Source organism: Bradyrhizobium sp. CCGUVB1N3 (assembly GCF_024199925.1).
In the GTDB taxonomy this organism is placed as follows: Bacteria; Pseudomonadota; Alphaproteobacteria; order Rhizobiales; family Xanthobacteraceae; genus Bradyrhizobium.
Genome location: NZ_JANADR010000001.1, coordinates 7,283,198 through 7,309,748 on the forward strand (window position 1 = coordinate 7,283,198; position 26,551 = coordinate 7,309,748).

21 protein-coding genes and 13 pseudogenes are annotated in these 26,551 nt (G+C 59.0%); 19 read left to right on the forward strand and 15 right to left on the reverse strand.

Features of this window, described 5'->3' with window-relative positions; genetic code table 11:
• Positions 1–63: 63 nt before the first annotated feature.
• From NLM33_RS34675 to NLM33_RS34685, 3 genes and pseudogenes are all read left to right on the forward strand, one after another.
• A pseudogene (locus NLM33_RS34675) lies at positions 64–762 on the forward strand (group II intron reverse transcriptase/maturase); the annotation flags it as partial.
• A gap of 78 nt (positions 763–840) precedes the next feature.
• Positions 841–1,598 (forward strand): annotated as a pseudogene (locus NLM33_RS34680) (IS5 family transposase).
• Between the two features lie 43 nt (positions 1,599–1,641).
• Positions 1,642–2,067 (forward strand): group II intron maturase-specific domain-containing protein, encoded by a 426-nt coding sequence (locus tag NLM33_RS34685; protein WP_254103022.1) that lies wholly within the window; start codon positions 1,642–1,644, stop codon positions 2,065–2,067.
• A gap of 48 nt (positions 2,068–2,115) precedes the next feature.
• Here NLM33_RS34685 and NLM33_RS49355 read toward each other — a convergent pair whose 3' ends face one another.
• Together NLM33_RS49355 and NLM33_RS34690 are read right to left on the reverse strand one after the other, a co-directional pair.
• The gene (locus NLM33_RS49355) at positions 2,116–2,244 is read right to left on the reverse strand and encodes a hypothetical protein (RefSeq protein WP_256570574.1); all 129 of its coding nucleotides are present in this window, start codon (positions 2,242–2,244) and stop codon (positions 2,116–2,118) included.
• A 317-nt stretch (positions 2,245–2,561) separates the two neighbouring features.
• Positions 2,562–2,804 (reverse strand): annotated as a pseudogene (locus tag NLM33_RS34690) (segregation and condensation protein B); the annotation flags it as partial.
• 127 nt (positions 2,805–2,931) lie between these two features.
• Here NLM33_RS34690 and zigA point away from each other — a divergent pair.
• Complete coding sequence (gene zigA / locus NLM33_RS34695; RefSeq protein WP_254103023.1) at positions 2,932–4,137, forward strand: zinc metallochaperone GTPase ZigA; 1,206 nt, start codon at positions 2,932–2,934, stop codon at positions 4,135–4,137.
• A gap of 23 nt (positions 4,138–4,160) precedes the next feature.
• Positions 4,161–5,138: a hypothetical protein gene (locus NLM33_RS34700; RefSeq protein ID WP_371930149.1), complete on the forward strand. Its 978-nt coding sequence runs from the start codon at positions 4,161–4,163 to the stop codon at positions 5,136–5,138.
• 29 nt (positions 5,139–5,167) lie between these two features.
• Here the strand turns inward: NLM33_RS34700 and NLM33_RS34705 are convergent, their stop codons facing one another.
• Together NLM33_RS34705 and NLM33_RS34710 are read right to left on the reverse strand one after the other, a co-directional pair.
• Positions 5,168–5,638 (reverse strand): hypothetical protein, encoded by a 471-nt coding sequence (locus tag NLM33_RS34705; RefSeq protein WP_254103025.1) that lies wholly within the window; start codon positions 5,636–5,638, stop codon positions 5,168–5,170.
• Positions 5,616–6,546 (reverse strand): annotated as a pseudogene (locus NLM33_RS34710) (ISNCY family transposase); the annotation flags it as partial. The gene NLM33_RS34705 and the pseudogene NLM33_RS34710, both read right to left, overlap by 23 nt.
• A 186-nt stretch (positions 6,547–6,732) precedes the next feature.
• On the opposite strand from NLM33_RS34710, the gene NLM33_RS49360 reads away from it, so the two are divergent.
• The 4 genes and pseudogenes from NLM33_RS49360 (at position 6,733) to NLM33_RS34730 (ending at position 9,368) form a co-directional block, all read left to right on the forward strand.
• Positions 6,733–6,870 (forward strand): transposase family protein, encoded by a 138-nt coding sequence (locus NLM33_RS49360; RefSeq protein ID WP_256570613.1) that lies wholly within the window; start codon positions 6,733–6,735, stop codon positions 6,868–6,870.
• Positions 6,871–6,882: 12 nt separating this feature from the next.
• A pseudogene (locus NLM33_RS34720) lies at positions 6,883–7,887 on the forward strand (ISL3 family transposase); the annotation flags it as partial.
• Positions 7,797–8,240 carry a transposase gene (locus tag NLM33_RS34725; RefSeq protein WP_254103027.1) on the forward strand — a complete coding sequence of 148 codons (444 nt, stop codon included), beginning with the start codon at positions 7,797–7,799 and terminating at the stop codon, positions 8,238–8,240. The pseudogene NLM33_RS34720 and the gene NLM33_RS34725, both read left to right, overlap by 91 nt.
• 151 nt (positions 8,241–8,391) lie before the next feature.
• Positions 8,392–9,368, forward strand: a pseudogene (locus NLM33_RS34730) (IS110 family transposase).
• Between the two features lie 288 nt (positions 9,369–9,656).
• On the opposite strand, the pseudogene NLM33_RS34735 reads toward NLM33_RS34730, so the two are convergent.
• From NLM33_RS34735 to NLM33_RS34740, 3 genes and pseudogenes are all read right to left on the reverse strand, one after another.
• Positions 9,657–10,001 (reverse strand): annotated as a pseudogene (locus tag NLM33_RS34735) (transposase); the annotation flags it as partial.
• 391 nt (positions 10,002–10,392) lie between these two features.
• A pseudogene (gene tnpB / locus NLM33_RS49765) lies at positions 10,393–10,551 on the reverse strand (IS66 family insertion sequence element accessory protein TnpB); the annotation flags it as partial.
• Positions 10,548–10,790, reverse strand: a complete 243-nt coding sequence (locus NLM33_RS34740) for a hypothetical protein (RefSeq protein WP_254103028.1) — start codon at positions 10,788–10,790, stop codon at positions 10,548–10,550. The gene NLM33_RS34740 and the pseudogene tnpB (NLM33_RS49765), both read right to left, overlap by 4 nt.
• 64 nt (positions 10,791–10,854) lie before the next feature.
• Here NLM33_RS34740 and NLM33_RS34745 point away from each other — a divergent pair, with 64 nt between their 5' ends.
• A complete protein-coding gene (locus tag NLM33_RS34745) occupies positions 10,855–11,445 on the forward strand; it encodes a hypothetical protein (protein ID WP_371930013.1) in 591 nt (196 codons plus the stop codon).
• A 171-nt stretch (positions 11,446–11,616) separates the two neighbouring features.
• Here the strand turns inward: NLM33_RS34745 and trbD are convergent.
• Both trbD and NLM33_RS34755 read right to left on the reverse strand, forming a co-directional pair.
• A pseudogene (trbD, locus tag NLM33_RS34750) lies at positions 11,617–11,800 on the reverse strand (conjugal transfer protein TrbD); the annotation flags it as partial.
• 676 nt (positions 11,801–12,476) lie between these two features.
• A pseudogene (locus NLM33_RS34755) lies at positions 12,477–12,679 on the reverse strand (transposase); the annotation flags it as partial.
• A 585-nt stretch (positions 12,680–13,264) separates the two neighbouring features.
• On the opposite strand from NLM33_RS34755, the gene NLM33_RS34760 reads away from it, so the two are divergent.
• From NLM33_RS34760 to NLM33_RS34775, 3 genes are all read left to right on the forward strand, one after another.
• The gene (locus NLM33_RS34760) at positions 13,265–13,594 is read left to right on the forward strand and encodes a hypothetical protein (RefSeq protein WP_254103030.1); all 330 of its coding nucleotides are present in this window, start codon (positions 13,265–13,267) and stop codon (positions 13,592–13,594) included.
• 337 nt (positions 13,595–13,931) lie between these two features.
• Positions 13,932–15,848, forward strand: coding sequence for a DUF885 family protein (locus NLM33_RS34765; RefSeq protein WP_254103031.1), 1,917 nt, complete (start codon positions 13,932–13,934; stop codon positions 15,846–15,848).
• Between the two features lie 347 nt (positions 15,849–16,195).
• Positions 16,196–16,738 carry an outer membrane protein gene (locus NLM33_RS34775; RefSeq protein WP_371930014.1) on the forward strand — a complete coding sequence of 181 codons (543 nt, stop codon included), beginning with the start codon at positions 16,196–16,198 and terminating at the stop codon, positions 16,736–16,738.
• A gap of 97 nt (positions 16,739–16,835) precedes the next feature.
• Here NLM33_RS34775 and NLM33_RS34780 read toward each other — a convergent pair.
• The 4 genes and pseudogenes from NLM33_RS34780 to NLM33_RS49370 form a co-directional block, all read right to left on the reverse strand.
• A pseudogene (locus NLM33_RS34780) lies at positions 16,836–17,058 on the reverse strand (transposase); the annotation flags it as partial.
• A 190-nt stretch (positions 17,059–17,248) separates the two neighbouring features.
• Positions 17,249–17,509, reverse strand: coding sequence for a hypothetical protein (locus NLM33_RS34785; protein WP_254103032.1), 261 nt, complete (start codon positions 17,507–17,509; stop codon positions 17,249–17,251).
• Between the two features lie 792 nt (positions 17,510–18,301).
• Positions 18,302–18,733, reverse strand: a pseudogene (locus NLM33_RS49365) (IS5 family transposase); the annotation flags it as partial.
• Positions 18,631–19,023: a transposase gene (locus NLM33_RS49370; RefSeq protein WP_371930015.1), complete on the reverse strand. Its 393-nt coding sequence runs from the start codon at positions 19,021–19,023 to the stop codon at positions 18,631–18,633. The pseudogene NLM33_RS49365 and the gene NLM33_RS49370, both read right to left, overlap by 103 nt.
• Before the next feature lie 596 nt (positions 19,024–19,619).
• Between NLM33_RS49370 and NLM33_RS34795 the strand changes: the two genes are divergently transcribed.
• Together NLM33_RS34795 and NLM33_RS34800 are read left to right on the forward strand one after the other, a co-directional pair.
• A complete protein-coding gene (locus tag NLM33_RS34795; RefSeq protein WP_254103033.1) occupies positions 19,620–20,450 on the forward strand; it encodes a nodulate formation efficiency C protein in 831 nt (276 codons plus the stop codon).
• A gap of 21 nt (positions 20,451–20,471) precedes the next feature.
• Positions 20,472–21,089, forward strand: a complete 618-nt coding sequence (locus tag NLM33_RS34800) for a hypothetical protein (RefSeq protein WP_254103034.1) — start codon at positions 20,472–20,474, stop codon at positions 21,087–21,089.
• Positions 21,090–21,099: 10 nt separating this feature from the next.
• Here the strand turns inward: NLM33_RS34800 and NLM33_RS34805 are convergent.
• Positions 21,100–21,392: pseudogene (locus NLM33_RS34805) on the reverse strand (IS3 family transposase); the annotation flags it as partial.
• Positions 21,393–21,630: 238 nt separating this feature from the next.
• On the opposite strand from NLM33_RS34805, the gene tnpB (NLM33_RS49770) reads away from it, so the two are divergent.
• Both tnpB (NLM33_RS49770) and NLM33_RS34810 read left to right on the forward strand, forming a co-directional pair.
• Complete coding sequence (gene tnpB, locus NLM33_RS49770) at positions 21,631–21,930, forward strand: IS66 family insertion sequence element accessory protein TnpB (protein WP_371930150.1); 300 nt, start codon at positions 21,631–21,633, stop codon at positions 21,928–21,930.
• Between the two features lie 3 nt (positions 21,931–21,933).
• Positions 21,934–22,692, forward strand: a complete 759-nt coding sequence (locus NLM33_RS34810) for an acetoacetate decarboxylase family protein (RefSeq protein ID WP_254103035.1) — start codon at positions 21,934–21,936, stop codon at positions 22,690–22,692.
• Positions 22,693–23,718: 1,026 nt separating this feature from the next.
• On the opposite strand, the gene NLM33_RS34815 is transcribed toward NLM33_RS34810, so the two are convergent.
• Positions 23,719–23,922, reverse strand: coding sequence for a hypothetical protein (locus tag NLM33_RS34815; RefSeq protein ID WP_254103036.1), 204 nt, complete (start codon positions 23,920–23,922; stop codon positions 23,719–23,721).
• Positions 23,923–23,976: 54 nt separating this feature from the next.
• On the opposite strand from NLM33_RS34815, the gene NLM33_RS34820 reads away from it, so the two are divergent.
• Together NLM33_RS34820 and NLM33_RS34825 are read left to right on the forward strand one after the other, a co-directional pair.
• Entirely contained in the window at positions 23,977–24,738 is a 762-nt protein-coding gene (locus tag NLM33_RS34820) for a glucose 1-dehydrogenase (protein WP_254103037.1), read from the forward strand.
• 38 nt (positions 24,739–24,776) lie between these two features.
• Positions 24,777–26,540 carry an oleate hydratase gene (locus tag NLM33_RS34825; RefSeq protein ID WP_254106056.1) on the forward strand — a complete coding sequence of 588 codons (1,764 nt, stop codon included), beginning with the start codon at positions 24,777–24,779 and terminating at the stop codon, positions 26,538–26,540.
• Positions 26,541–26,551 lie beyond the last annotated feature (11 nt).

The following is a 26,551-nucleotide window of genomic DNA, read 5'->3' on the forward strand; positions in this document are numbered from 1 at the left end:
ATGGGGGCCGGAGCAAAGGGGTCGGAACAGGACGGTTGTGATCATGGACCAACTGGAGACAGGATGAATACAACGATCACGACAAACAAGCCGTTTAGCATCGATAAGAGAAGTGTTGTTCGGGCTTATAAGGCGGTTAAATCCAAACGTGGTGCGGCTGGCGTGGACGGGCAGACGCTCGGGGGTTCGATAAAGATCTGAAGGGCAATCTTTATAAGATCTGGAATCGGATGAGCCGGGCAGCTACTTTCCTCCGTCGGTGCGTGCAGTCTCCATTCCGAAAAAGGGGGGAGATGGCGAAAGGATTCTGGGTGTTCCGACCGTCAGCGATCGCATCGCGCAGATGGTCGTTGCGCAGTACCTTGAACCGATTCTTGATCCAATTTTTCTTCCAGACTCCTATGGTTACAGACCGAAGAAATCGGCCCTGGATGCTGTGGGTGTTACGCGCGAGCGGTGCTGGAAGTATGATTGGGTTCTTGAATTCGACATCAAAGGACTATTCGACAACATCCCGCACGATCTTTTGCTCAAAGCGGTTCGAAAGCATCTGACGTGCAAATGGCTTCTGCTCTATATCGAAGATGGCTCAAGGCCCCCATGGAAAAGGACGGAGTGTTGATCGAGCGAACTCGCGGTACCCCTCAAGGGGGCATGGTTAGTCCGATTCTTTCCAATCTTTTCTTGCACTATTGTTTCGACCTCTGGATGACACGGCAACACCCTGACCTCCCATGGTGCCGCTATGCAGATGACGGCCTAGGGCCGATCGACATTCAGGATTCCCAAGCGGTTTGATCGCTGATTCATAGAGCTCCGTGATTCGACACGGAGCGGATGATGGCGGTGAAGCGATACGAGTTGAACGAGACGCAATGGGTGAAGATTTCGCCATTGCTGCCGGGCAAGGCTGGCGACCCAGGACGGTCGGCCGGGGATAACCGCCTGTTCGTGAACGGATGTTTGTGGGTGTTAAGGTCGGGCGCGCACTGGTGCGACCTGCCGGAGCGGTACGGCAAGTGGAAGACCGTGCACCGGCGCTTCAGCCGCTGGTGCCATGCGGGCGTCTGGGAGCGGGTGTTCGCCGCGCTGACCGCCGATCGCGACAACCAGTATCTGATGATCGACAGCACCATCGTTCGCGCCCACCAGCAGGCCGCAAGCGGAAAAGGGGGGCCAAAGATCAGGCGCTGGGGCGTTCCCGAGGCGGACTGACCACCAAGATCCATATGCTGGCCGATACGCTCGGCCGTCCGCTCCGCTTCATCGTCACGGCTGGGCAGGTTAATGACATCACCCAGGCGCCTGCACTACTCGACGGCCAGAGCGGCGATGCCGTACTCGCCGACAAAGCCTATGACAGCAACGCCCTGCGTGCGATCATCGCGGCAATCGGCGCAACGGCAGTGATCCCGTCAAACCGCACCCGCAGGATCATCATTCCGCACGACGCCGACGCCTACAAACAGCGCAACCGCATCGAGCGCTGCTTCTGCCAGCTCAAGCACTTCCGACGCTTGGCAACCCGTTACGACAGGCGAACCGACAACTTTACCGGCTTCATCCATCTCGCAGCCGCAATGATTTGGATGCAATGAATGTCGATCGGTCCTAGTCCACTGCCGGACTGAGCAGGAAGCGATGGCCCTAAGGGCCGATCTTCAGGTTCGGCTCATGGAGTGCGGGCTGGAGATGCATCCCGTCAAGAGCAAGATCGTCTACTGCAAAGACAGCAACCGACGAAGCGAATATCCGAACGTCAGCTTCGACTTTCTCGGGTATCGCTTTCAGCCCCGCCGGGCAGAAAATACACGGAGCAAGCAAGTGTTCTGTAATTTTCTCCCAGCGGTCAGCCCGTCAGCGTTGAAGTCTATGCGGTCGGCGATTCGGGAATTCGACATCCGCCAAAGAACCCAGGTGTCGCTGGCAGACATCGCCCGTGAGATCAATCCGCTCCTTCGAGGGTGGATTGCCGCCGAGATGGCCCTCTCGGTTCTGGCCTATAATCTGACCCGAGCAATGAACATCCTCGGGATCAGGCCGCTGATCGACGCGATCGCGGCCTGAGGCCGGCCCAATTTTGGCTTCAAGACTGACGGCCCTATAAAGCCGTTTTTACACGGACAAGACCCGTCGCTGACGTGCGCGAATGATGCCGGTATCGACGGCCTTGTTGAGCGCAGCCGCCGACCGGTTCAGCACGTAACCTGCTTCCGTGAGAGTCAACGCTTGGGCGGAAGACATGCGGACCTCCATCGGTAACTCACCCTCAATTTGGGGATGAATGAGATCGGCAAGATGCAGCGTTAAAGAAATTCCCCAGGCGTGGCCATCGCCCCCGCCCGTCGTTCTTGTCCTCATTGGCACACCCGCAAAATCGAATTGGGACACCGAATAAAAACGCCACCTGCTTGAAATTGCGGGCGGCGCTTATCGAGCCTCGGGAGGGTGATGCAAAATCCCGGCTCCCATTAGTCAGCACAACCTATGCCAAGGTTTTATGTCTCGGGGCGGGACACTTGCGGGTTGGGGATAGAATCGGAAGAGGCCGCCCACTGAGGCTAGCCTGTCTCTGTCCAACCTGCAGCTTTTTCGTCATCGTCATGCTCTTCATCTGCCGGCAAGGGATCCGGCAACTCTCCCGCCAACATCTTGTCCTTGCTGAGCAGGCCGGCGTCCTCCAGCGTGTCCATGTCCGGCAGATCGCGCAGCGTCGCCAGGCCGAAATGCACCAAAAACCCCTTGGTGGTGACGTAGGTGTAGGGCGCGCCGGGTTGCGGGCTGCCACTTGCGATGAAGCCTAGGCAGTCATGCGCCTTGACAGGCGAATTGAGGTCGACAAATGTAATGTTATAACATTACGTTTGTGGGCTCCCCGTATGCTACTCCACCGCTCTCACCCTATCTCCTTGAAAAGGCTCTTCGATCTCCATGCAAAAACTCCCCGTCACCGTCTTGTCCGGTTTCCTCGGGGCTGGAAAGACCACTTTGCTGAACCACGTCCTGAACAACCGGCACGGCCTGAAGGTGGCAGTGATCGTCAACGACATGAGCGAGGTGAACATCGACGCGGATCTGGTTCGCGATGGCGGTGCGAACCTGTCCCGGACCGATGAGAAGCTCGTCGAGATGACCAACGGCTGCATCTGCTGCACGCTGAGGGACGACCTTCTGAAGGAGGTGCGCGCCCTCGCCGAGAGCGGCCGCTTCGATTATCTCCTGATCGAAGCCACCGGCATCTCCGAGCCGCTGCCGGTGGCGGCAACCTTCGACTTCCGCTCCGAAGACGGCGAAAGCCTCTCCGACGTGGCACACCTCGACACCATGGTCACCGTGGTCGACGCCGTGAACCTGCTCAAGGACTATTCGTCGACCGACTTTCTGCAGGATCGCGGCGAAGCACTGGAAGGCGACAGACGAACGCTGGTCGACCTGCTTGTGGAGCAGATCGAGTTTGCTGATGTGGTGGTGCTCAACAAGGTCGACGAAGCCACGGAAGCTCAGCGCGAAGCGGCGCGCAAGATTATCCGCTCGCTCAATCCGGAGGCCGATATCATCGAGGCAAACCACAGCCGTGTGCCCTTCGATCGCGTACTCGACACCGGCCGCTTCGACTTTGAGAAGGCCCAGCAGCACCCGCTCTGGTACAAGGAGCTCTATGGCTTCGCCGAGCACGTGCCCGAGAGCGAAGAATACGGCGTGACGAACTTCGTCTACCGCGGCCGCAGGCCGTTCGATCCCGCCAAGTTCGACCAGTTCATCAAGCAGCCTTGGCCGGGTGTCGTCCGGGCGAAAGGTCATTTCTGGCTGGCGACCCGGCCGCAATGGCTCGGCGAGATCAGCCAGGCGGGTTCGATCATGCGAACCGGAGCATTGGGATTCTGGTGGGCGGCCGTTCCTGCCGAACGCTGGCCCGACGATCCCTTCTGGCGCAAAAATCTGCGGAAGCACTGGAACGAGATCTATGGCGACCGCCGCCAGGAAATCGTATTCATCGGCGTCGGCATGGACGAAGGGGCGATCCGCGCGCGGCTCGATGCCTGCCTCGTGCCGGGCAGGCCTGCAATGGATGTTGCCGAATGGGCAAAGCTGCCAGATCCATTTCCAGCCTGGCGACGCGCCGATCAGGCCGCCTGAACGGCAGCCGTGGCGGCGATCCGTTGCGGGCTAGACTGGCCGTGCTCGGGCGGTTCGCGCTCGGCGTGACGATCGCCGCTTGGCTTGCGGCTGGAGCCTTGGCGGTGGAACAGCCGTCGGAAACTCCGGCCTGGTTGAAGAACCGTGTCGGAGACGGCGAGGGACAGATCGCCCCAGTGGTCCTGCAGAGAGCGCGCGCTCTCTACCTGCGAAAGGTCGCGGCAGCCGTCGTCAAGAACCCCTGCTATTTCGCCATGGACGCGACGCGGCCGAGCGATGGCGGATTGGGAAAGCGCTTCTACGAGATCTGCGAAGCCGACCGGTCATTTCGCGCGATGTCCGCGGGGCACGGCAGCGGCCGCAATATCAAGGGCGCGGTGAATTTCGCGAACGGAAAGGAGTGCGCGAAAAATTTCGGCAATGCACTGGACTCGAATCTGACGACCGGCGGCGCCTATGTGACGGCCGAGACGAAAACCTCCTTCAAGGGTTACTTTCGCAACGCCGCGAAACGGGAGGCCGTCCTGATGCGCTCGTTCGTTCAGTTCGATGGCGAGGGAGAGACCGCCAATGCCAGGGAGCGTGCGATCGGCGGACATCCAGCCATCGTCCTGAAGGGCATCCATTATCGAAGCATGCCGCGCAGTCCATATGCCAATGTGAATGGCTGCGTTCCGGTCGGAACCCTCGTGGACTATGCGAGCGGACGCAGCAATGGATGCACGAGCTGGTCGCGATCCGACGCAGAACAGATCATTCCGCTGCTCGATGAACCGACGACAGTCTACATCTACCCGGAATCGCAGGACATCAAGGCGGTTGCGCAAGCCGTTTCGGCGCGCCGATCGTTTTCGTCCAATGGCCCTTATTGGAACGCCCTTTGCCTGAAGCAGATCGGCGCTCCGAAATTCTGGTCGAATGAGATACTCGAACCGATCCTCGCTCGTTACGGCCGGGATCCTGAGCGGCCCGCGAGCCCCGTGCCGACTTGCAGGCCGTAACCTCTTCTCTGCTTCCTTCGTCTCGGGCATCACCGCGAGAACATCCAGAGTTGCTCCGTTGCCATGTAGCCGGCTAGCAGCAGGGGACCGAAGGCAACAGTCGCCACCGACGCCGCGACCTCGAGCGCCCGGATCGCGAGCATGCCAAAGCCGGCCTGAGCCTTGGCAACACGGCCGGCGATGTCGCGCGCGCTGACCGCAAGCGTTGCGATCGCCGCGACGGTCACCGCCGTGCCGAGACCCATCAGCAGTGTGGCGCCGACGCCGGTCCAGAAGAGGTCTTGTCCAAAGAGCAGGATGATCGCGCCCGAGCACAGCCCGACCGCGACGACTGCGGAGAGACCGCGCTGCCAGCCGCCCGTGCCGGCAAGTTCGGCCGGTTCAGGCCCGTGCGCGTGTCCCCGGGCAGATTGCTCCCGAGTGCGATCGGTTGCCTCATTTATTTTGCTCCCGGCCTCCTCCGCTGGCGTCTGCCAATCATTGGGTCGTGTTGACCTCATGCCCCAGCGTTTCCTCCGCAGGAACGAACAAATAACGCGTTCGCTTGCTCGCTGCGCCAGGATTTGAGCCGACGTTGAAGCGTTCGAAGAAGCTTGTTCGGATAGGCTCCGGGATATTCCACCTGCAACCGGGAGAGCAGTTCGCTACCAGTCCGCCAGGGCTCGGCTTCAAACCATTTTCGCAAATCTAGCGTTGCCCGGATGAGGGGGGCGGGACGACGCCCGCCTCTTTTCGGTTTCACGATTGGCCGATCCGTCGGTCGCATAGCTCCGCCCTTCCAGGCGGTTCGTAGGCTTGCCAGGAAGAAATCGATCGATTGCGATGCCGCAGCAGGATGGGCGATTGGCTGGGTATCCGCGAGCGTCGCGAGGCGTTCCTGCGCGCCGCGGATGTCGCGCAACAACGCGACCGGGTCGAGAGCGGCGGGCGTCGGCGGCCAAGCGCTGGTGTGGCGTTGCCGGCGCGCTGTATGTCTTGCGCACACGAGCACCGTCGCGCTGCTTGGCCATCAATTTGAACGAGGGTTGGAAGAAGTTCACGAACAGTCGCGCCGATCGATAGAGTTCAGCCAGCAGCTTGGCCGCTTCCAGGCCCTCGAACCGACGATAGCCGACCATCCTGCGCACGACGGCGCCGTTCTTCTGCTCGACGAACGCCTGGTCGTTCTTCCGGTAGGGCCGGCAACGCGTGAAGACGATGTTGGCCGCATCGCAGTAGGCTTTCAGCGTCTCGTTCATGAACACGGTGTCATTGTCCGTTCGAGGCCGACCAGCGCAAAGGGCAATTGTTTGCGCAATTCCGTCAACACCGTGCTCAACAGCGTTTGTTCGCGCACGATTAGAGGAGCGCACTCAGTCCAGCCGGTAGCAATGTCGGTGAGCACGAGGGTCTGGATGAAGCTGCCGCGCGGCAATTAGGGGTTCTTCCGCATATTTGGTGCAGGTTGCGGGATTCACGGAAGGCTCGAATAAGGCCATAAGGTCGGAAGCGCAGTCGACGTCCGTGATTCGCCTTGCTCCATGCATTCCGCTCGCTGGTTTCTCCCGAGCTTTCGATTGTCCAGATTCTTCCCCAGGCCGATAAGGTGGTGCTCGTGGCTCGGTCGAAGTCAGCGGTCTCGTTCTGTCCCGGTTGCGGCCGCCAGACGCGCCGCGTCCACAGCCATTACGTGCGACGCTTATCCGATCTGCCGTGGCAGGGTCGGGTTGTCGAGATCCGGCTTCACGCGTGACGGTTTCGATGCGCGAATTCGCAATGCTCGCGTCGCATATTTACTGAGCGGTTGCCAGAAACGGTGCGGCCGAAAGCGAGACGCACGTCCCGGCTCAGCGAAAGCCAACTGGCGATCGGCTTCGCGGTCGGCGGGGAGCCGGGTGCGCGTCTGTCGCGCAGGCTGGCCATGCCGGCCAGCGGCGACACGCTGCTGCGAATGATCCGCGCAGCCGAGTTCAGTTCGCCAGGAGCGCCGCGTGTAATCGGCATCGACGACTGGGCGTGGCGCAAGGGGCTGCGCTACGGGACCATCATCTGCGATCTGGAACGCAATCGCGTCATTGATCTTTTGCCGGACCGAAATGCCGATACGGTCGCGTCTTGGCTGGGAGGCCATCCAGGCATCGAGGTGATCGCGCGCGATCGTGCCGGCATCTATTCTGAAGGTGCCCGTCGCGGCGCTCCCGATGCAACGCAGGTCGCCGACCGTTTTCACCTTCTCCAAAATTTGGGTGAAGCGCTGCATCTGGCTGTTGGCCGTCATCGCAAGGCGATCGGTGCTGCTGGAAAAGCCATGATTGCCGAGATGGTCGAAAACGACAAAGCCAAGCCGGAACCAGAGCCTGCAACGAAACTTGATGCCCTGTGCCGCTCGCGGCGCAGCCACCGCAGTTCACTCTATGTCGAGATCCTCGATTTGCGCGCCGCCGGCCTGTCGCCGCGCGGGATCGCGCCGCGGATCGGCATGAGCGTGAGGACGGTCGAACGGTGGCTTGCTGGGGGCGGTGAGCCTGAGCACCGGCGGCCACCCGCGGACTCTGTCCTCATTGATCCTTTTCGAGATTATCTGGAAAAGCGCTGGGAGGAAGGTGAACGGCGCGGTTTGCAATTGTGGATCGAAATCAAGCTCCGCAGCTTTGAAGGCAGCAAAGCGACCGTCTACCGGTGGACTGCTGCCCGGCAGCAGGGTTCATCGACGGCTGCGCCAAATGTGCGCTGGCGACTGCCTCGCGCCGCAACTGTGCATGGCTCCTGAGCAAAGAGCCTACATCGCTCGATGAGCAGACCGAGCGGTTCCTTCATCACCTCTATGAGAATGCGCCGGAGCTTTCGAGTGCCGGTGAGCTCGCTCGACGGCTCGCGGCATTGATACGGGGTGACGATGACGCGGGTCTCGATCAATGGATCGAGGATGCTTCGACCAGCGAACTGGCCTCGCTCGCACAAGGCATCGGCCGCGACATTGCAGCTGTCCGCGCAGCCATCACCCAACCCTGGAGCACCAGCCCCGTCGAGGGACAGATCAATCGTCTCAAGACGATCAAGCGCCAAATGTATGGGCGTTCAGGATATGCACTGCTCAGAAACAGGCTGCTTGCAGCCGCCTGACGATGCATAATGCGCACGATGAAAAGCAAAGGGACCTGCACCAAATATGCGGAAGAACCCCTGATTGCCGCGCTCTTCCGACCCAGATCGCCGCGCTATAGGTTGCGCCGGATGAGCCGGTGCCGAGCCTCAAGCATGGGGAGCGGGCCTGATGAACAATAGCATTTTCGTAGGGCTGGATGTGCACAAGGCGACAATTTCGGTCGCAGTGGCGGAAGGGATACGCGGCGGTGAATTTCGTAACTTGGGGATCATCCCTAATCGCGCCGATCAAATCGACGAGCTGGCGAAGAAGCTTGGCAAGGGTGAGTGGCAGGTCAGTTTTTGTTACGAAGCCGGACCCTGCGGATATGGCGCCTGCATCGACAACTGACGGGACTGGGGCACAACTGCATTGTGGTGGCCCCTTCGCTGATCCCGATGAAGGCCGGGGATCGGGTAAAAACCGACCGGCGCGATGCGGCGATGTTGGCCAAGCTGCACCGGAGCGGCGAGCTGACAGCGGTGTGGGTTCCGGATGCGGCGCATGAGGCCATGCGCGACTTGGTGCGAGCCCGCGCCACGGCGATGCGTGTGCTCGGCAAGGCGCGGCAACATCTTCAAGGCTCCTGCTGCGACATGGGCGCATCTATGCCGGGAAGAAGGGGTGAACTCTGGCTTATCGTCGCTGGCTCACCACGGTGCGCTTCGATCGCCCGGCGAGCCAAATCGTTCTGCAGGACTACATTCATGCCGTGACCGACGCTGAAGCCCGTGTGGACTGCTTGACCAAGCGGATCGCGGAGCTGGCGCCACAATGGTCGAGCATTCGATTCGAGCGGCGCAATCATCCGACGCGGCGGCATCACCAAGGCCGGCAACGCTCTGGCCAGGCGGGCTCTGATCGAGGGGGCCTGGACCTATCGCATGCAAGCCCGCGTCAGTCGCAAGCTCCATGACCGTAACGAGCGCCTGCCGCAAGCTATCCGCGATATCGCCTGGAAGGCCCAGGTCAGGCTGTGCGCCCGCTATCGCCGCTTGTCGGCGGCCGGCAAACCCAAGGTGATCGTCACCACCGCCATTGCACGCGAGATGGTCGGCTTCCTGTGGGCGATCACTCGTCAAGTCCAACTCGGGCCGGCCGCCTGAAAGAACGCTGCTCGACCATATCTGGTGCCCAGGGCAGGAGGCAGGGCGCGGTGGGGAATCCTCGCGGCTGTTATGAGCCGGCACTGCCGACGCTCGCTCCTAGACCGAGGCAGCCCCAAGACGAAACCACGGTCATGCGGTAGCCAACCCGCGCATGAGAGCTTGATCAACCGTCGTCTTTGGCCCTGCCTCCTACCGTACCGTGGGCACCTTCGAAGTCCAGCGTCCGGGCGCTCAGCCGGAAGCGGCTCCGCTTGATCGAGTCCCTTGACAGCAATCAAGCTAGAACAGCCGGTCGCGATTCTTGGAGAAGGTCGAATGATCCCACACCGGATCGTCCACGCCCAGGCCGACAAACCAGCGGAATAGCAGGTCGAACTCCAGCCGCTCCATCAATTGTCGTTCCGAGCGGATGCCGTAGAAGGCCTGCAACAACATCGCCCGAAGCAGCCTCTCCGGTGCAATCGAGGGCCGACCAAAGTCCGTGTAAAGCCTCGCAAATGCTGTCGATAGATCGCTCAGCGCAGCGTTTACGATTTCCCGGATCTTCCGTAGCGGGTGATCTGGGCGAACTCGCGCTTCAATATCCACGTAGCTGAACAACGATCCAGACCGCTCGTCCGATCCCCGCATCCTGGTCTCCCGATTCAACCATCGAGAGAATCACGTCCAATGGCATCTCGCCAGAGACTTCTTCAGCCTGCTAAATCGTCAGAAACGGCCGGATTGACGAGCGCTCTGCTTGCCCGAGCGCTCGCTTTCGCTGGTCGGGAACCACCTGACATCTAATTATGGCCGGAGAACACGACATTGGTCAACTACAAGAATTTGCAGTTGGCGGAGATCAATCTAATCCGAGAGAATAAGCAGAGCCTCTAATAAGCTGCTCTTGCAGAGCCGGTGGGTGGCAGAAGACTTGCTTAAGGCACTTAAGGCAGTCGGATCCGCTATAGTGAGGCAAAATGAACTTGAATGCAGACGAGTTAATCTGCCGAGCCGTTGGCGCTGTCGGGTCCGCGCAGTCCTTATCCATGCGCTTGCTGCGGAACACGAAGACGTCACCGCAATACGGGTTCGCACGCAGCGCTTCGCTCACCAGCGCCGACAGCGTGTGCACCGACTTGCGGAAATCGATCGGCTGTGTCGCTAACACCACCTTGAGGTCGGACCGTAACGCAATCACCGGCAACCCCGGAGCGCCGCCAGCACCGTCGACAGCGTCGCCAACTCCACGCCCGGCTCGACGCGGATGCGCGCTCCGCTCACCTCGATCTCGATCACCCCGCAGACCTTGGCCGAGGGCGCGGCGATCTCCCAAGCCTTCGTCTGTGCCGGCGAAGCATGCTCGGACTCGCCAGCTGTCTCGCCACCGCTTCCGGCGCCAATTTGAATCAGCACGAAGTTCGGCGCCTTGCCGGCCACCGCCGCCGCAACTTGGCGTCGCCACGGTTAGTCAACGGAGACGATCATGCTAGAGCAGAGCAGCGTGCATTTCTATCTGAATTGGGCCAAGGAGCGGATCGACGAGATGGATGCCGCACTAGGTTCGTTCGAGATCAAAGCCGGCAAGGCCAAGGCCAATTCCAAGATCAAGGCCGACCAGATTGTCGCTGATCTAAGGAGATGCCGCGACGAATTCCAGGCGGAGATCACGGCGCAAACGCAAGCTGGCGAAGCGGCTTGGGCGCACACCAAGATGGATCTTGAAAAGCAATGGAACAGCTTCGAGACGCAGATGAAGGCCTACTTCGAAAACGCCGGCAAGCAGATCGAACAGCAGCAGTCCACGTTCAAGGACATAGCCGGGGCGCAGGCAAGGGCCTGGCGCGAGGCCGCGGACAAGTTCCGTGAGCTGGCGGGCAAGATGGCAGTATCCCACACCGGCGAGTTCGAGGCCACACTCAAGCAGATGAAGGCCGATGCGACCACAGCGGACGCGCGTCTAGAGACGCTGAAGCAGGCGGGCGGCGAGTCCTGGTCGGTGCTGAGCGCCGCCTTGGCGGAATCCCGCAAGGCGTTCGATCAGGCCAACCAGGCAGTCTGGCATGCGTTAAAGGGCTCTGGTGCGAAGAGCTGAAGGTTGCGTGTCTTTAGAGACTGGTCCGGCAAAATACCAGCCCGCCATCAATGAGTCGTCCAGCAGGACGATTCCGTTCGCGACGAGTCCGGCGTAGTGTAAGGCACGAGATCGGCGAAAGACGGGCCGGAATGACGGAAGGAGCGCAGCGCGACCATTGAAGCGGGACCTTTAGTAGCGGCGCCAGGGCGTCGAGGTCCGCCCGGTAGTACGCGGAATAGGAGATGTGGCGGGCATAGACCCGCCGCATCATGGGGGCCGCCTTTGCTATCATCCGCAGGGCTGCCACGACAACGATCCAGAGCACAGCGCCAAGGACTGCCGCATACCAGGTGAGCACGACGAAGATCAGGATACCCACCATTCCTGGTAGGTGTCAGGACCGTCGGAATGTCGCATGCTGGAAGCTACAGCGTAGCGCTGTTGTATTACGGAGACGAGCCGATGCTCAGACTGCACGCGAAGCTGATACACTGAGTTGTCACTGGATCAAAATAGGAGCAGGGTCCCTTCAACGGAGGCGGATCGTGACCTACACTATCACGTGTCATCGAACGGAGTACGTCCGAAAGTATTTCTCCGTTCAAAGGTCGAGCGCGAGAGAAGCCCTGTCTAAGGCAGAGTTTCTCGAAATGTCTGACATACAAATTGATTGCATTGATACTCCTGCGGACCGACGTATTGACATGCGTATGCTCCGGACGTTGGCTGAAAGAGAGCGTGCCTAAAGCTCTCCGCCGTTTTTGCGCGGTCGCAGGCCGATCGGCACGCCACGTATGCGAATAACAGAGGAAGAACGTCCACATCTCTACGGCAGAGGAAGGATATCCATTCCCCATCGGGCAAACGAACCCAGCGCGGCCCGGACGTGCAGCGTTGTCAAACCCGATTGGTTCTCCTGGTTGAGCTTTCCAGTTTTCGCCCTCTCAGCGGGTCGGTGGTGCAGGATATCGCACCGAGTTACGATGAACGCTCGCGCTCACAATGCATCAAGGCCGAATTGTCATCCGCTTGAGCTCCGCCTTGCACCGCATCAAGCGGGTCCGTCTGATGAGCAGTTCGGATGCCGGCGGTGTCGCGTCCCAGCCATCATCGGCGATGAAATGGTGTGCACCTGATCGTAGTTGCTCGTTGCAAGGCGTTCCGCCATCGGCTGAACGCCTTTGCGGTCACCAGGACCGATCAATCCCGAAACGCACAGCGGCCACATCGGCTGCGGGGTCTTATGACCCAACCCAATAGATCCGCGACTTCAGGACGGCAGCTCCGTCGAGCCAATAAAGCCCGCGGACATAACCATGTATAGGCGGTTTCGGCTTATGCGGGCGCCGCGACTGGAAAAGATGCCCCCGCCGCGCAATTTAAAACGGACTCACGAGAAACAGCGCGTAGACGATGTTGTGGTCTCGAACAGAACGTCCTAAGGTTGTCGACCGTCCCGCCTTTGTCAACGGTCTAGTGTCGCATCGTAACGACACAATCGCTTTCAACGTCAGGCTGAATTGGCTCGCTCACTTGCTTCCACAAATTCGCCTCTAAGTTGCTTTACAGAAACCACATGGAATGCGGTTGGAAATCTCGCATGAGGCTCGTACGTGTGATCATCGGCTTGGTTCTCCTGGCCGCGGCTGTACGTCATCATCGGTGAGCACTTCGCTGGAACTTCGGCAGACGCCACGGTAAATGCTCGACTTTACGTCGTGCGAGCCCCAATTGACGGCCGGGTAACGCTTGCCGTCAGAGTATTGGGGCGCGCATTAATGCCGGGGAACTCGCGGCCGAAGTCGCCGATGAGCGCTTCGACACCGCTCGATTTCTTGTGCTTGAGCGCGACCGGGACAATCAACACATCGAACTCAAACGGATTGCCGGCCAGCGTGACGCGCTATCGCGGTCAAGAGCCGGATTTGGTGCGCAGTCCACCGACTATCAGCGTGGCATGATTCGGCAGATCGAGGCGCGGATCGCCGAGACGAAGGCGACGCAGGATACAGCAGCCGCACGCCTGCGCGAGGCGGACGTCGAATACAAGCGCGCCAATGAATTGAACAATCGCGGCGTTCAGACAGCAGCCAACCTGGATCGGGCGCGCGCGACTTTCGACGTCGCGCAGCAGGAATTGGAGAGTGCGCAGCAGCGGGTCACTTGATCAACCCTCGTCTTTGGCCCTTCCTCCTGGGCACCTTCGAAGTCCAGCGTCCGGGCGTAGCCCATGCTGTTGACCAACAAGGGGAACGTTCAGTAATACGTCTTGCATCTCCAGCATCCCACAGCCCCCGCTGACAGTACCTCGCCCATTTGCATGACCAGCGCTTTGACCGTGAAGCAACCATCCCTGGGAGGTGCCTGCAGGACTTCCCGGCGATACAGCTTAGCGGCACTCACCATCCCTGGGGAGGGGTGGTCCGCTTTGCAGAGAGAGAAGGTGGGGCTGGCCGTTGAACTAGCGGCGCGCGATAGAGCAGTGCTCCTCACAGACCGGTGGAGTGCCGATTGCTCAGGCAAAGGACGGCGCCCACTCTGGTGACTTTACGGGCTGCCAACAGTGGCATGAAGAAGGCCACCGGGAGGATTTTCATGCTTCGCAGGACATTCATTGTTGGCGCGCTCGCCGCCTCAATCTTCCGAAACGAGCTCTGGCTCAGCCTCCCGCCGCCTCTTCGGACGCCATTCCCGCGTCCACGGAGGATGCACGGCTGAACGCCTTTTTCGAGGAAGCCTCGATCGGGCAGCTTCGCTTGAGCCCGGAAACGATGACCTACCACGGGATGAAGGAGCGCTATGGCGAGCTCGGCGACTATACCGAATCCTCTCAGCACAAGGTGATGGCGCTGCTTGAGGAGCAACTCGTCCGCATGAAGCGCGATTTTAACCGCGCGACCCTGAGCGACAATGCGAAGCCTTCCTACGACCTGTTCGAAAAGACTGTCGAAAGGGGGCGCATCAACATTCGTTGGTACTGGCAGGGCTATGCCGTAACCTCCAACGGCGGCCCGTTGGATGGCGTGCCGTTGCTTATGATCAACGGCCACCGGATCGATACGGTAGCGGACGCCGAGGCCTACGTCGCGCGCCTACGAGCCGTGGAGCGGGTGGCGGGTGAAGCATCCGCCGACCTCGACGAGCGGACAGCGAAGGGCTTTCTGCCGCCATCTTTCATCTTCGTCCGCGTGGTCTCGGATACGCAGAACCAGCTCAAAGGCGCTCCCTTCGACGCTGGCCCCGACCATCCCGTCTTCGCTGACCTCAAGATGAAGCTCGCGGCCCTGAAAGCAGCTCCTATTGTCAAGGTGAAGCTGCAGGCCACGGCCGAAGCCGCCTTGAGAGGCCCATGGCGGCGCGGCTATACGCGCTACATCGCCTCGCTGCAAGCGATGGCGGACAAGGCCACTGGCAGAAATGGCGTCTGGGCCCTTCCGGACGGCGCGGCTTATTACGCGGACATGCTGAGGCTTCAGACCACAACTGACCTCACGCCCGAACAGGTGCATCAGACCGGGCTTTCCGAAGCCGCTCGCCTTCGCGCCGAGATCGAACAGCTCAAGAGCAAGATCGGCTTCGCGGGCACATTGGAGGCGTTGTTCGACCATGTGAGAACCGATCCGCAGTTCCAGTACGCCAATACTGCTGCTGGTAAGGCGCAGTGTCTAGCCGACGGACGAAAGATCATCGCCGACTACATGACGTTCGCTCGCACGCAGTTTCACAGACTGCCCAGGTTGCCGCTTGAGGTCCGGGCCATCGAGCCTTTTCGCGAAAAGACTGCGTCGGCGGTGCCCACCTATCAGCCGGGCGCGCCTGACGGCTCGCGGCCAGGTATTGTTTATTTCAACTTGTCCGACATGACACAGGTGCTGAAGCCGCATATTCCTGTGTCCTGCTACCATGAAGGTGCGCCACGCCATCATTTCCAAATCGCGCGGACGCTGGAACAGACTGACCTGCCGACGTTCCGACGCAACGCGTCCTTCACAGCATATACGGAAGGCTGGGCCGTCTACTGCGAGAAACTGGCCAAGGAAGCGGGCATGTACCAAGATCCCTACGACGACCTCGGCCACCTGGCCTTCGAGCTCTGGCGCGCCGTGCGGCTTGTGGTCGACACCGGTATCCATGCCCAGCGGTGGGACCGCGACCAGGTCGTCGACTATATGAGGAAGAACACCCTGAACACGGACCGGGATATCCGGGCCGAAGTCGACCGCTATTTCACCCACCCCGGACAAGCCTGCGCCTACAAGATCGGGCAACTGAAGATCTCTTCACTTCGGCAACGAGCGGAGACGAAGCTGGGCAGGACGTTCGACATCCGGGATTTCCACGAAGCTGTATTGGCCGTGGGCAGTCTACCGTTGGACGTGCTGGAAACCGAAATCGAAGCCTACATCGCCCGCAAGGCTTAATCGCTGAGTTCACGCATGCTCGGCTTGTCCGTCATCAGATAATTTGAGACTGATCAGGTTTTTCGAGAAGGGAGGCTCTGGCTCATCAGGCGGGCTAGAGAGTTTAAGCGGCCTGCAGCGATGCTCCAAGCGGCTGTTTGCGATCGTGGCCTGCTTAATGCAGCTGCGTTCGGCGAGGATGGTCTGCGCTCTGCCGAAGTAGACGTCAGCCGGCGTGGGGTTGTCGATGCTTTCGTGATAGCGGACGTGACTATAAGGCTCGACGAAGACGTTGATACGACGCTGCGCTGGGAAGTGACGGCGTTGGAATTGCGTTATACTGCGGGCATCTTGCCGAACACATCCGTGTGGCCGCCCGGCATGGGAGTTCCAATGGCAACCTCGCTTTCGCAGGCGTCCAGGACGAATCCAGGCTTGATGCATTCGGCCTGTTCACGGGCCAAGTCGGCTATGCCTGGAATAACGTGCTGCTCTATGTGAAAGGTGGGGCAGCGGTCGTCCGCGACAAATACCGGGTCTTCGATTTTACGTCTGGGCTGAACATCGACAACGGCAGCGAAGCTCGTTGGGGCGGCACGGTAGGGGCGGGCCTTGAATTTGGCTTCGCTCCGAACTGGTCCATCGGTATTGAGCACGATCACCTGTTCATGGGGTATCGGGACGTGGACTTCTTCTTTTCACCCGGATTTCGTGGGTGGTCCGCCGGGCGCCTTTGCAGGGACTGCCCGTATCGGTCAGGACGTCGATATCGGTTTGGTCCGCGTGAACTACCGCTGGGGTGGCGCGGTCGCCGCGACATACGGATCATCGCCAGAACAGAAACGTTCCATCGCACTGAGAGCTTGACAATCCTTGGCACGTTGCGCCTCTCTCAAGCTCGCAATCATTGATGTAGGTCATTTTCAGGAACGACGTGAGGATGTAGGAGCCACGAGCGAATATGAGGTTCCACATTGCATCATCTCGGTTCGACATTCCGGAAAAATTGTCGAGCACGTTGCTGACTTTGCGGCACCAGCACCGCTGGTGTTGCATCCTGGGGAAGATCTCGTCGAGGGCCTTCCAGAACCCCAAAGCGCCGCCGGCGACCGCCACTTCGGGAGCGATCCACAGGCCGCGCTGCTTCACATCGATCAAGAGACTCACGCCAGCGCTGGGCGCTCTCGCGGGCGCCCACCTGGAAGCCGACTAATTCCTTGCGGCCCGCCGGCCTCCGCAAGACGGTCGGGCAGCTCGGCACAGCCGCGGCGCAATCCGATATGACAAGCCGGCTGGCGGCTATCCAGCGTTCGTCAAGCTTTCATCTATCCGCAGCTAACGTGCTCACGAGTCCGCGCTGTCCCGGCCGCCACGCCCCTTTTTCCAGCTCTCACCACTTGTCGGAACTAAAGTGAGCGGAATCATATTGCACAATAATCCACTTGTTGATGGTTACCGGACTTCGCATCTCGCGCTCGGCCGCGGGTCGCCTCGAATGCAAGCTCGGCGACTCCTATATCTGGAAACGTGCCTTGCAGGGTCGTATAGGGAAGGTGGTACCATACGTTGTTACTTCCGAGCACCCAAGCCTGCCAGCCGTGCGCCACGGCTTGTTTCAAGAACACAGGGTGGGGTGCCGCTAAAGCTTCTTCCAAGTCATACGAGCACAGATAATTTGCCATCATGGCGCCCCTTCACCGAATTGCCCACCAGCAAGCAATCACGATCGCGGAATAAACGAGCACAGCGCCAATTGCTAACGTGATTTCCATCGCGTAGCTCCCGCTTCAATTGCGTGACCCGCCGCCCACCAGATGGTGTATGTAAAAGAGGAAGTCTCCGGCCAATCGACTATCTGGACGCGATTGCGGTAGCGCACCGGTGATGTGGCACTCATGGTCGAAGTCGTAACCGTTTGCTATGTCCCCGGTTGCGCGGACACTGATCCTGCTGTACCTGCGACCTTCATGTTCGTACACGCTGAGGACTTCGCGATCGAGCGCATGCGCGAACGCAATCGCCGCGGAAGCCGCTCGGACATGTTGCTCCATGTTGCCTCGCAAGCACGAATAGGGCGGACCCGAAATGGCCGTGTAACATCCCGGGCCGCCCTCAGCATCGCAGGCCCTGCGAGACCGGCGATGCTCTCCCGCGAGTGAAGCAAGGAGCATGCCGCCTTCACTGCGCTCTGCTCGATCCGCTTTCCTGGCCGGGCCGCTTCAACACCCGAATGGTTGCAGCCTGGCGCGCACGTTGCGTACCCCTAAGTTGCGTACCCCAAAAAGAGAGCAGCGCGGGCGCGACGGGACTGTCCGCGGCGAGAGGACGCTGCCCCTGTCCGCCCGCGCTGCCCGAGAAATTAGCGGTCACATGACTCCACACCCGAGGTCGAATGAGGAGGCGCTGAGTCACACGCCCCTAACTTCACGAGTCAACGATCGCTGAGCTACGATGCTGACCAGGGTTCGGACTCGTTAAATCCACCATACAAGAGCGGCGACGATGCAAACAGAGGCGAGATAGTTTCGAGCGAGTCGGTCGTAACGGGTGGCGATGCGCCTGAAGTCCTTCAATCTGTTGAAGGCACTCTCGATGCGCCAGCGAAGCTTGTAGAGCCGCTTGCTGAACCTGAACGGTTGCTTTCGATTGCTGCGGTTAGGAATGACCGGTCTGGTTCCACGTTCATCGAGCTTGTCGCGCAATTCGGCGCTGTCGTAGGCCTTGTCGCCGAGCATGCGTTTCGATGGCTTCACGCGGCGGATAAGGCGCTGCGCGACCGGGCAATCGTGGGCTTCACCGCCGGTCAACAGGATGGCGATAAGTCGCCCTTTAGCATCTGCGAGTGCGTGGATCTTCGTGTTGCGCCCTCCGCGCGAACGGCCAACAGCCTGCTTTTGCTCCCCCCTTTTCCGCCCGCCGCCGAATGGTGAGCTTTAACATGGGTGGAATCGATCATCTGCGTATCCAGCGACCGGCCGTTTCCGGCAAGCTCTCGGAACAGATGTTCCCAAACTCCGCGGCGAGCCCAGCGTACGAACCGGTTATAGATTGTCGTCGGCGGGCCATAGGCTTCCGGGCAATCGCACCAGCGGCAACCGCTCTTGAGCACATGCGCGATCCCGCTGATGACGCGACGATCGCTCTTTGCCTCGAACATCCGTCGGCAAATGCGGTTCAATCCGCTCCCACTGTTCATCACTCAGCCAGAACAGATTCCTGCTCATGAATACGATATCTCGCTCAAAACGAATCAATATCGCATTGTCAAAGCAGAAGGATTAGTGAGTTCTGACCTTAGTCACGGGAGGTAGCAGCCCCGAGGCAATCCGAGTCTTGCACCGTTCGTGCCAAGAAAAGATCCACAGTTCGCATCTTGTTTTGCATCGGATTTGGCAGCTTTTCGACATGCCATGTCTTAGTATCGACGCCGGCTTCGACTGATGTCCGCTCTTCGGTCGCTTTTGTGGACTGAGCGGATGAGGCGAATTTGTGATGCTCGGCTCCGACGGGGATGGCATTCCACCCACAGCTCGGGTCGCACCGGGCACGGCTTGTGTTCGTCCGCGGGATCGGCCAGCGTTGCCAGATAGCGCTCGATTTCGGCGGTTGGGACTAGAACCCGCGCGCCGTAGCGCTTCCTGAAACTTCATTCGACCTTCCAGGCCAACCCGGAACGTGAGTCGTCCAGGCGGCCGGCATCGTGAGCTCCCAATTCTGGGAGGCGCTTCGCGCGTCTTATCGCGATACAAATCGGAAGCGGATATAGGGGCGAGCTGCGTGAGGTAAGAGAAAATGACCGATAAGCGCTTGCTTTGGTTTTGGTCCTGTCTCTCCCTCGGTCTCTGGTTCACTGTTGACCTACGGATATTGCCGGGCGGGCTGGCCGGTCAGGGCGATGACGTGCGTGCGGAAGATAACGCCCTGATCGACCAGGTTCGATCAATTTGGCGAGCGCAGGATGGCGAGACGGCGGAGCAAATCTTCGCCAAGGTCGCGAAGGTCGCACACTTCGTTCCCAAAGGATGGGAGCGTGGCCGAAAGACCGACGCAGGCGAGCCGGTTGTGCTCTCGTGGGCCAGACACCGGACTGATAAAGCAGAGGACGACTCTACGGTGACCTGGGAGGTGGGACGCGATGGCACAGTGACACTTGTGACGCCGTCTGCAAAACCGATGGAACTAGGCTGGCGGGCGTTCGCACTCTCACTTCTTGCTGACGAGGCCACAAGCAACGAAACGGGAGTGAACCGGCGCTTTCTACATGATCCCGCTAACTTTAACTTCGTGACGACAGCGCAAGGCAAGCTGGGGGATCTTCTACGGCGCGGTCGCTGCATTATTGGCGATGGTGTTAAGATGCACTACCTGCCGACGCTGGACGAGCAACAAACGGTCAAGGACGGCTTGTGGCGCGTTCAGCTTTCGGTCGACTGCGATGTTCAGGGGGCTGGTTATTCTACCCGCGATGTCATCATTTTCGAGAAGCGCGAGGGGCAAGATTGGGAGCCGCAATCGTTCCTAGCCAAGCGTCTCGCGACATATGCCCCAGAGTCTTTGTTTGATTTTGCGGAACCGAAAGATCAGGAACCGTTCGATGCGGCGCGGAAGGCGTTGGCAAAATGACACTGGCCGAGGCTCCATGCCATGGCGGATGATGATGAACGTGAAGTTGCGGCGTGGCTGCTCAATGTGTTTCCGCTCCACCAAATCCCTGTTGGGTTGGCACAGAGGTCGACTTTGGACCAGCCAATGACGCCCTTGATAATCATTAGCGATTGGTTCGAAAAACAGGACACAGAAGTACAAGTTGACATCGCTGGCATGGCGGCGTTTTTGATGTTCGACGGTGCTGACCTTGTCGATCTCGGCAGCCACAAGCAGGTAGAGTTTCTCCGACATTGGTTGAGCGAGGTGGGATTGCAGGCCCATACGATCGTTGGCCGTGTTTTGACGTTCCGAGTCTGTTTTGAGTATTTCGCGGAAGGCAGGTTTACCGACTTCGGGTGGAGGCTCTCCGAAACGGCCCTGCGTAAAGTCGTCGAAGAGGCTGAGCGCGCCGCGAATTTGGATACTATGCGTCTTGCTTCTAATGCCCGAAGAATGCTTGATGGTTTGCCAGCCCGCAAAGGCATGTGGATCGAAGTCGGGAAGTCGTGGCGAGAACTGGCCGACGCGTGCCTGACGTGTAGCGCTCTCAGGGATTGGACCTCCTCGCAGACGGAACAGCCCCGCACAGTGGCTGGGCGGGGTAGCCGTGGATGAAAAATCATAAGCGACTTGGATAGCGAACGCAAACATGGCAGATCTCCTTGATCCGATTTTGGAGGGCAGCCTGGCCGGAGCGATGCGACCTGTAATGGTAGGTCGATCGGTCGAGTTCGAGGGCTTCATCGATACTTGCCACTCACCGCAAACCTCGTCGACGCGCTTGCGCTTCCGACCAGGCTTCACAGCTTTCGGCGGATCACGTCCCGCAGCATCTCCTTGTCGAGGCTGAGATTGGCCACCAGAATCTTCAGCTTGGTGTTCTCATCCTCGAGGTGACCGCCGCATCTCGGTCGGCAGCCCAATTGGGCCGCTAGTACTACCAGAGTTGATAGTTGATCGGACCATCGTGACGGCTAGGTTCGCGAGTAGGTTGCGGCAACGCACAGTGCTCGCAGAGAAGCGAGTCAGCGGAGAGTTGCACATGCTCACAGCCAATGAAATTGCGGACGCCAAGCGAGCGCATCCTTTAAAGAACTTCATCGAGACTTGGGGCGGAAAGTACATTGCATCGTCCGACGTGGAAGTGGCGGCTGAAATGCATCCACGAATCCGAGGCACATACCCCCTCACTTTCGCCTTACGCTTCCTTCCGATCGTCGTCTTGCAGACATCGCCGACACGAGAACGCAGGACTATCTGCTTGCGATGGATCACATTATCCAAACGTACGCTCGGATCGAGGAACCGTAGAGCGGTGCTCCAAGCGCGCCGAGATCGCGTGAAGGTCCTGACCTGGGACGGAAGCGGCCTTGTTCTTTACTACAAGAGAATCGAGGGACAGTTTACCCGCCGCGAATTTCACCAAGCGCCCGCAGGACGCTCACCCGGAGGGTAAATAATGGCGGAAATCAGAGGTATTCCGTTCGACGCGCCCCTTTATCATGGGGATGAAGAGCATGACGGCGCGTTTCTTAGCTGCCAAGCTGTACAAGCCATCTTTACGATTGCGAGCGAGGTGGAGGGTCTATTGCCAAGGCAGCTAACACCTGCCGCAAATCCTGCAGTCGGTGTTGTGGGTATAGCATGCTACGGCTCAAGCATCGTCGGACCATATATGGAGCAGTACTCCGGAATCGAAGTTCGTGATCCTGGTGGGGAGACCGGCTTCTATATTCCCTACATTTATGTAACCACAAACGATGCAGCCCTTGCGTCGGGACGCGAGACTCTCGGTGCGCCGAAGAAACTTGCACACATTGCGTTGACCCGCGAAGGTGGCCTGATTCAGGGGACGCTCGAGCGGCCGACAGGCAAACGTCTGCTGACCATCACTGCTCAACCAGACTCTCGCTTGAGAGCGGCGGCACGACAGATGTATTCGACACACACCAACTTCTATTCGGTCAGACATTTGCCCCCCGTTAATCAATCCGGGAAAGGCACGGTAACACAGCTTGTAAAATGGTGCACAGACCGGACTTTCCGACGAGACGAGTGGGGCGAAGAAGTACTATTTACCGGCCCGGTTTCACTAACTTACGACTCACCCTCAGTAATCGACCCGGTGCACAATTTGGGGCTTGGCAGAATCATACTTGGCACGTACGAGGAGTACGATTCCAGGCTCCGAGCGATCGATCTCCTTTCGAACGAGTAAACCGCTGTTGTTGAAGCGGCGCTTCGGCCATGAACAGCGGGGCGGCTTGAGAGGATAGGAGTCGGGATCACTCCTTCCTTGGCGCTCGGAAGGAAGCCTGCAGTCCCTGGGGCCCGCTTGAACTGCGCTTCGCTTGTTGCGTCCCGTCTCAAACAATGTCCGGTTGGACCTCTAACGTCGGAAATGTGACACGACGACCGACTTCGTCGCTGTGACTCGGAAGGAGTAGTGGCCAGAGTTAATGCTCAGGACTCATTGATTGAGATAGAAGGCCGACGGAAGGTGCGATGAAGATCGCCGAGAAGAACGTGTGAGCAACATGGGGCGGTAGGCGTAGGCGGTGGCGAGGCGTCGGCATCGAGCATCCGGCGTGCGCCATTGTGGTCGCTCATCTGACCTTCTGAGAGCAGCATGACGAGCGGCTTGGAGGTTCGCAGCTGTTCGGTGCACCTCAGATGGGTGGAATCGATCCTGATGCGCACTGGCTTTGGTCCTTCCGCCCGGCTGCCAGAGATCCGATCGAATATGCCGAGTCGGCTCTAGTGTGTGAAGCGCTTGTGGAGTGTTTTGTGTGGGTCCTTTTGGCACGTCCTTCGACCGTAGATCGTTGCGAATGACATAAACGATGCCACTGACAATGCTGCGGTCGTCGATTTTCGGCGCGCCATGCGCTAACGGAAAACACGTCAACATGTGCGCCATCTGACGGCCGCTGAGCAGAAACAAATCACGCATCATGGCCTCCGAATCCGGAGACCTTGAATGGCGCATCTATCAAAATTTATAGACCCTGAGCCTGCCTGCTCCTGGCATGCGCTTTGCTGGTGTTGGTTTGTCGCACGATCTTTTGGCAGCGCCGTGCCAAGGTAAGAAGAAGCAGTAGAGCATGGGAAGGACATCCAATACTGCGGCAAAACTCCGAAGCTGTTCGAGGCTGCACTGACTCTGGCGGGAGCATCCCGCCGCATCCGAATTTGTCGCGGCTCACTCGCCGACTATCGGCCCGTTGAAAACGAGTTCTCATCTTCACCAATCGCGTCGGAGTGCGCCATGTACTTTGTGTTTTCTTCCTGCGTCGATCAGGCCATTTGCTTCTTTCTCGGTATCGCCGGCTTGGCGGCGGTGCTCGTCGTCATCCGATGGCTCCGCGAATTTACGACGATTGACTTCGACGCAAAGCTCCGAGTTCGCGGCTGTCGAAGGCCGCACGATGCGCAGCGCGTCTTCCAAGGCGCCCCGATATTGCATCGACACTGATCGAAGCCCCCGGGCGAGGACAGTGTCATGGGACGCGTGAACCAAAAAGTCATTCTGGTGACTGGTGCGGCGCGGGGGATGGGAGCGGCCCATGCCCGTTTTCTGGTTTCGGAGGGTGCTCGAGTCGTCGTCACCGATGTCCTTGATGCAGACGGAGAGGCTCTCGCCTTCGAACTGGGTAATGCCGCCATCTACATGCACCAGGATGTTAGCGATCCGAAAGCGTGGGCGACCGTGGTCGCGGCAGCAGAGGCCACCTTCGGTACCTTGCATGGACTCGTCAACAATGCGGGTATCGCCAGCATGGCTCCAATTGAGCAGTTCCCACTCGAGCAATGGAATAGGACCCTGGCAGTGAATTTAACCGGCGTATTCCTCGGCATCCAGGCCGCCCTACCAGCAATCAGGCGCGCGGGCGGAGGTTCGATCGTCAACATCTCATCGGTCGAGGGACTGCGGGGTAGCCCTGGCCTTCATGCTTACGTCGCCTCCAAGTTCGGCGTGCGGGGTGTCACCAAGTCTGCCGCGCTGGAGGGAGCGGTCTCCGGAGTGCGTGTCAACTCAGTTCATCCTGGTCTCGTCGCGACGGCGATGAGTGAGAGCTTGGATCCGGCTCTTTTTCCAATTCCAATGGGACGGGCAGCCGAGCCGCTGGAGGTGTCCCAAGCGGTCGCATTCCTGCTTAGCGACGATTCCAGTTACATGACCGGTGCCGAAATAGTCCTCGATGGCGGCTTGACGATCGGCGTCCCGCATAAATGTGCTGCGCTGGAGGATCTGTTTTCGTGACATCAATCGGCGCGCTGGCCAATCGGAGGGGACACGCCATGTATTATAGCAGTGGAAACTACGAAGCCTTTGCCCGTCCTCGCAAGCCCGATGCGGTCGACAAGAAGACTGCTTGGTTCATCGGTGCTGGTCTAGCGACGCTCGCCGGCGCGGCCTTCCTCATTCGCGATGGACATATGGCCGGTAACCGGATCAAAATTCTCGAACGGTTGAATCTGCCGGGCGGAGCGCTCGACGGGATTAAGCAGCCCGAAAAGGGATTTGTCATTCGGGGTGGCCGGGAAATGGAAGACCATTTCGAGTGTCTATGGGATCTGTTCGGGTCGATCCCATCACTGGAAGTGAAAGGCGCCAGCGTGCTCGATGAGTTCTATTGGTTGAACAAGGATGATCCGAACTATTCGTTACAACGAGCGACAGTGAATCGGGGGCAGGATGCGCATACCGATGGTCTTTTCACCCTGACCGGCAAAGCGCAGAGAGAGTTGATCGCCATCTTTCTTGCTAATCCTCGGGATATGGAAAACAAACGCATCGATGAAGTCTTTGGGCAAGATGTTCTGAGCAGCAATTTCTGGCTTTATTGGCGCACAATGTTCGCCTTTCAAGAATGGCATTCCGCGCTGGAAATGAAGCTGTACCTGCATCGATTCATCCATCACATTGGCGGGCTCCCGGATTTCAGCGCACTGAAGTTTACAAAGTACAATCAATATGAATCCCTCATTCTACCACTCTGCGATTGGTTGGCGAAGAGGGGTGTCGTCTTTCAATTCGGTGTTGAAGTCACTGATATCGATTTCGAGATCCGGCCCGGATACAAGCAGGCCACACGCATCAACTACAATAGAGACGGTTGCAACGGCGGAATTGATCTTCGCGCGGACGATCTCGTCTTTGTGACGATCGGCTCTTTGACGGACAATTCCGACGCCGGCGATCATCACACGCCCGCTAGAATTTATGAACGTGCTGCCCCAGCATGGGATCTCTGGCGGCGTATCGCGACAAAAAGCACGGATTTCGGCCGGCCTGACATTTTCGGCGGAAACATCAGTGCGACCAAGTGGGAATCTGCGACTATCACGACCTTAGACACTCGCATCCCAAACTATATTCGTAAGATCGCCAAACGCGATCCATTCAGCGGCAAAGTTGTCACAGGAGGCATTGTTACGGTGAAGGATTCGAGTTGGCTGCTCAGTTGGACGGTGAACCGCCAGCCGCACTTCAAGCATCAGCCAAGAGACCAAATTATCGTTTGGCTCTATTCTCTCTTCGTCGACAAGCCCGGTGATTTCATAAGGAAACCGATGCAAGAGTGCACTGGCGCGGAGGTTACGCAGGAATGGCTTTATCACCTTGGTGTACCCGTTGCGGATATACCGCAACTCGCCGAGACGGGCGCAAAAACGGTTCCCGTCATGATGCCCTACGTTACCTCCCTTTTCATGCCGAGGCAGGCTGGCGACAGGCCAGATGTTGTACCAAAGGGTGCTACCAATTTCGCTTTCATAGGTCAATTTGCCGAGTCGGCCAGCCGAGATTGTGTATTCACAACCGAGTATTCTGTTCGCACCGCAATGGAGGCTGCCTACACGCTTCTCAGCATCGAACGCGGGGTCCCGCAGGTGTTCAACTCGACATACGACGTTCGCGAGATCTTTGCCGCAGTCGCTCGACTGTGTGACGGCAGCGACGTTCAGGTTGAACCAGCGGTTCTGCGCCAACTATTGCTGAAGACGGTTGAAGCTACTGACCTTGGAGGACTGCTCGATGAGCATCACTTGATCTCCAATTGACGAGAAAATGC